The sequence below is a fragment of the Oerskovia sp. NPDC060338 genome (assembly GCF_042726295.1).
GTDB lineage: Bacteria > Actinomycetota > Actinomycetes > Actinomycetales > Cellulomonadaceae > Oerskovia > Oerskovia merdavium.
The window spans coordinates 1-5,540 of record NZ_JBHXCQ010000027.1 but is presented as its reverse complement, the minus strand read 5'-3'; the positions used below and the strand labels follow the sequence as shown (position 1 = coordinate 5,540).

Annotated in this window: 3 rRNA genes; all 3 read left to right on the top strand. The window is 56.6% G+C overall.

The annotated features are described in order from the left end of the window. Positions 1-266 precede the first annotated feature (266 nt). The 3 genes from ACFWGN_RS21345 to rrf all read left to right on the top strand — a co-directional run bounded on the left by ACFWGN_RS21345 (position 267) and on the right by rrf (position 5,497). Positions 267-1,787, top strand: a 16S ribosomal RNA gene (locus ACFWGN_RS21345). Between the two features lie 394 nt (positions 1,788-2,181). Continuing rightward, positions 2,182-5,289 (top strand): 23S ribosomal RNA (locus tag ACFWGN_RS21340). Between the two features lie 91 nt (positions 5,290-5,380). Beyond that, a 5S ribosomal RNA gene (rrf, locus tag ACFWGN_RS21335) occupies positions 5,381-5,497 on the top strand. Together the 16S, 23S and 5S rRNA genes form the textbook arrangement of a ribosomal RNA operon. Positions 5,498-5,540: the final 43 nt, after the last annotated feature.

Below are 5,540 nucleotides of genomic sequence, written 5' to 3'. Positions count from 1 at the left end.
AGAAGTTGCCCCGAGTGAAGGCCTGGAAACGGGTTGGAGTCGGTGCGTGTCGGTTGCTTGAGAACTCAACAGTGTGCTTGATAGTTAATGCCAATTGTCCTGCATGGGCGCATGGTGTGCACCTTCGGTGTGTGTTGTGTGTTCGTGTTGAGACTTCTTATTTGGTATGAATTGAAAACGTCATGTTTTCGGTTTGTAGCCATGATTATGGACCTTCGGGTCCGCTTCGTATGGTTGTTAGCCTCTTCGGGGGTTGATAGCAAACATTTACGGAGAGTTTGATCCTGGCTCAGGACGAACGCTGGCGGCGTGCTTAACACATGCAAGTCGAACGGTGATGACCAGCTTGCTGGTCGGATCAGTGGCGAACGGGTGAGTAACACGTGAGTAACCTGCCCCAGACTCTGGGATAAGCCTTGGAAACGAGGTCTAATACTGGATATGAGATGCCCCTGCATGGGGAGTGTCTGGAAAGATTTATCGGTCTGGGATGGACTCGCGGCCTATCAGCTTGTTGGTGGGGTAATGGCCTACCAAGGCGACGACGGGTAGCCGGCCTGAGAGGGCGACCGGCCACACTGGGACTGAGACACGGCCCAGACTCCTACGGGAGGCAGCAGTGGGGAATATTGCACAATGGGCGCAAGCCTGATGCAGCGACGCCGCGTGAGGGATGAAGGCCTTCGGGTTGTAAACCTCTTTCAGCAGGGAAGAAGCGCAAGTGACGGTACCTGCAGAAGAAGCGCCGGCTAACTACGTGCCAGCAGCCGCGGTAATACGTAGGGCGCAAGCGTTGTCCGGAATTATTGGGCGTAAAGAGCTCGTAGGCGGTTTGTCGCGTCTGGTGTGAAAACTCAAGGCTCAACCTTGAGCTTGCATCGGGTACGGGCAGACTAGAGTGCGGTAGGGGTGACTGGAATTCCTGGTGTAGCGGTGGAATGCGCAGATATCAGGAGGAACACCGATGGCGAAGGCAGGTCACTGGGCCGCAACTGACGCTGAGGAGCGAAAGCATGGGGAGCGAACAGGATTAGATACCCTGGTAGTCCATGCCGTAAACGTTGGGCACTAGGTGTGGGGCTCATTCCACGAGTTCCGTGCCGCAGCAAACGCATTAAGTGCCCCGCCTGGGGAGTACGGCCGCAAGGCTAAAACTCAAAGGAATTGACGGGGGCCCGCACAAGCGGCGGAGCATGCGGATTAATTCGATGCAACGCGAAGAACCTTACCAAGGCTTGACATACACCGGAAACTTCCAGAGATGGTTGCCCCGCAAGGTCGGTGTACAGGTGGTGCATGGTTGTCGTCAGCTCGTGTCGTGAGATGTTGGGTTAAGTCCCGCAACGAGCGCAACCCTCGTCTTATGTTGCCAGCACGTCATGGTGGGGACTCATAAGAGACTGCCGGGGTCAACTCGGAGGAAGGTGGGGATGACGTCAAATCATCATGCCCCTTATGTCTTGGGCTTCACGCATGCTACAATGGCCGGTACAAAGGGCTGCGATACCGCGAGGTGGAGCGAATCCCAAAAAGCCGGTCTCAGTTCGGATTGGGGTCTGCAACTCGACCCCATGAAGTCGGAGTCGCTAGTAATCGCAGATCAGCAACGCTGCGGTGAATACGTTCCCGGGCCTTGTACACACCGCCCGTCAAGTCACGAAAGTCGGTAACACCCGAAGCCGGTGGCCCAACCCTTGTGGAGGGAGCTGTCGAAGGTGGGACTGGCGATTGGGACTAAGTCGTAACAAGGTAGCCGTACCGGAAGGTGCGGCTGGATCACCTCCTTTCTAAGGAGCATCACTCACAGCCGGCCCTCGGGTTGGTTGTGCAGAGGCCATGGCGCTCACCGAACGTGTGGGTGGATGGTTGCTCAAGGGTGGAACATTAACGAAGAGCTTCGTCCAAGACGGTTCGTGTCAGTACCTGTCCACTTCGGTGGGTGGTGGAACATCACGGGTACGGGGGATGGGGTTTGCCAAGCACACTGTTGGGTCCTGAGGGAACCGCCCGTACGGGTGGGGTCGCTCTGAACGGGCCATCGCGTCTCCTGGGTGAACCGCCAACCGTTGTGTTGGTAGGCCGTGGGAGCGGGTGGGATCGTCCGTAGCTTGAGAACTGCACAGTGGACGCGAGCATCTTTGTAAGATCAAAGATTTATCTTTGTTCTCTGCAATTTTTTGTTGTCAAGTTTTTAAGGGCACAGGGTGGATGCCTTGGCACTAGGAGCCGATGAAGGACGTTGTAGCCTGCGATAAGCCTCGGGGAGTTGGCAAACGAACCGTGATCCGAGGATCTCCGAATGGGGAAACCCCGCTGGAGTCATGTCCAGTGACCCGCACCTGAATATATAGGGTGTGTGGAGGGAACGTCGGGAAGTGAAACATCTCAGTACCGACAGGAAGAGATATTCCGTGAGTAGTGGCGAGCGAAAGCGGAACAGGCCAAACCGTTCATGTGTGATAGCTACCAGGCGTTGCATGGGCGGGGTTGTGGGACCTTTCAGACCGGGCTGGTACCCGGTCAGGGAGTCAGAAAGTCGCGTTATAGTCGAAGGGCATTGAAAGGCCCGGCACAGAGGGTGCGACCCCCGTAGACGAAATGACGTGGCCTCCCGAAGGGGATCCCAAGTAGCACGGGGCCCGAGAAATCCCGTGTGAATCCGGCAAGACCACTTGCTAAGCCTAAATACTACCTAGTGACCGATAGCGGACCAGTACCGTGAGGGAAAGGTGAAAAGTACCCCGGGAGGGGAGTGAAATAGTACCTGAAACCGTGTGCCTACAATCCGTTGGAGCCTCCCTAGCAGGGGTGACAGCGTGCCTTTTGAAGAATGAGCCTGCGAGTTAGTGCTCAGTGGCAAGGTTAACCCGTGTGGGGAAGCCGTAGCGAAAGCGAGTCTGAATAGGGCGAATGAGTCGCTGGGTCTAGACCCGAAGCGAAGTGATCTAGCCATGGGCAGGTTGAAGCGTGGGTAAGACTACGTGGAGGACCGAACCCACCAGGGTTGAAAACCTGGGGGATGACCTGTGGTTAGGGGTGAAAGGCCAATCAAACTTCGTGATAGCTGGTTCTCCCCGAAATGCATTTAGGTGCAGCCTCGCGTGTTTCTTGCCGGAGGTAGAGCTACTGGATGGCCGATGGGCCCTACAAGGTTACTGACGTCAGCCAAACTCCGAATGCCGGTAAGTGAGAGCGCGGGAGTGAGACTGTGGGGGATAAGCTCCATAGTCGAGAGGGAAACAGCCCAGACCACCAGCTAAGGCCCCTAAGCGTGTGCTAAGTGGGAAAGGATGTGGAGTTGCACAGACAACCAGGAGGTTGGCTTAGAAGCAGCCACCCTTGAAAGAGTGCGTAATAGCTCACTGGTCAAGTGATTCCGCGCCGACAATGTAGCGGGGCTCAAGTACACCGCCGAAGCTGTGGCATTCACACAAACGCTAGGCCTTCGTGGTCCAGGCGTGTGGATGGGTAGGGGAGCGTCGTGTGGGCAGTGAAGTCGCGGGGTAACCCAGCGGTGGAGCCTACACGAGTGAGAATGCAGGCATGAGTAGCGAAAGACGGGTGAGAAACCCGTCCGCCGAATGACCAAGGGTTCCAGGGCCAGGCTAATCCGCCCTGGGTAAGTCGGGACCTAAGGCGAGGCCGACAGGCGTAGTCGATGGACAAGGAGTTGATATTCTCCTACCGGCGAAGAACCGCCCATACCGAACCCGGTGATGCTAAGCGCCCTTAACTCGCACCGTCTCCTTCGGGAGGCATCGCGAGAGCGGCGCGCGACCCGAACCGGTACTAGGTAAGCGTATTAACAGGGGTGACGCAGGAAGGTAGCCCAGCACGGCGATGGTTGACCGTGTCCAAGGTTGTAGGGCGAACAGTAGGCAAATCCGCTGTTCACATAGCCTGAGAACTGATAGATAGCGCGTATGCGCGAATTGGGTGATCCTATGCTGTCAAGAAAAGCCTCGGCGCGAGGTTCTAGCCGCCCGTACCCTAAACCGACTCAGGTGGTCAGGTAGAGAATACTAAGGCGATCGAGAGAATCGTGGTTAAGGAACTCGGCAAAATGCCCCCGTAACTTCGGGAGAAGGGGGGCCCGATGCGTGACGGAACTTGCTTCCCGAGCGTTGACGGCCGCAGAGACCAGGGAGAAGCGACTGTTTACTAAAAACACAGGTCCGTGCGAAGTCGCAAGACGATGTATACGGACTGACGCCTGCCCGGTGCTGGAAGGTTAAGAGGACGGGTCAGCTCTTCGGAGCGAAGCTCAGAATTTAAGCCCCAGTAAACGGCGGTGGTAACTATAACCATCCTAAGGTAGCGAAATTCCTTGTCGGGTAAGTTCCGACCTGCACGAATGGCGTAACGACTTCTCCGCTGTCTCAACCGCGAACTCGGCGAAATTGCACTACGAGTAAAGATGCTCGTTACGCGCAGCAGGACGGAAAGACCCCGGGACCTTTACTATAGCTTGGTATTGGTGTTCGGTGCGGCTTGTGTAGGATAGGTGGGAGACTGTGAAGCATGCACGCCAGTGTGTGTGGAGTCAACGTTGAAATACCACTCTGGTCGCTCTGGATATCTAACCTCGGTCCGTAATCCGGATCAGGGACAGTGCCTGGTGGGTAGTTTAACTGGGGCGGTTGCCTCCTAAAATGTAACGGAGGCGCTCAAAGGTTCCCTCAGCCTGGTTGGCAATCAGGTGTCGAGTGCAAGTGCACAAGGGAGCTTGACTGTGAGACTGACAGGTCGAGCAGGGACGAAAGTCGGAACTAGTGATCCGGCGGTGGCTTGTGGAAGCGCCGTCGCTCAACGGATAAAAGGTACCCCGGGGATAACAGGCTGATCTTGCCCAAGAGTCCATATCGACGGCATGGTTTGGCACCTCGATGTCGGCTCGTCGCATCCTGGGGCTGGAGTAGGTCCCAAGGGTTGGGCTGTTCGCCCATTAAAGCGGTACGCGAGCTGGGTTTAGAACGTCGTGAGACAGTTCGGTCCCTATCCGCTGCGCGCGCAGGAAACTTGAGAAGGGCTGTCCCTAGTACGAGAGGACCGGGACGGACGAACCTCTGGTGTGCCAGTTGTTCCGCCAGGAGCACGGCTGGTTAGCTACGTTCGGAAGGGATAACCGCTGAAAGCATCTAAGCGGGAAGCCTGCTTCAAGATGAGGTTTCCATCCCCGCAAGGGGGAGAGGCTCCCAGCTAGACCACTGGGTAGATAGGCCGGATGTGGAAGGCAGGACTAAAGACTGCCGAAGCTGACCGGTACTAATAAGCCGACAACTTGATAACACTCAAACTTTTTGCTACGCGTCCACTGTGCGGTTCCCGAGATACGGGCACACCCCCACGTAACCGGGGGTCCCGAACATCTCCATAGAGTTACGGCGGTCATAGCGAGAGGGAAACGCCCGGTCCCATTCCGAACCCGGAAGCTAAGCCTCTCTGCGCCGATGGTACTGCCCTGGAGACGGGGTGGGAGAGTAGGTCGCCGCCGGACAACCATTCACCAAAGGCCCACCCCACACGGGGTGGGCCTTTGG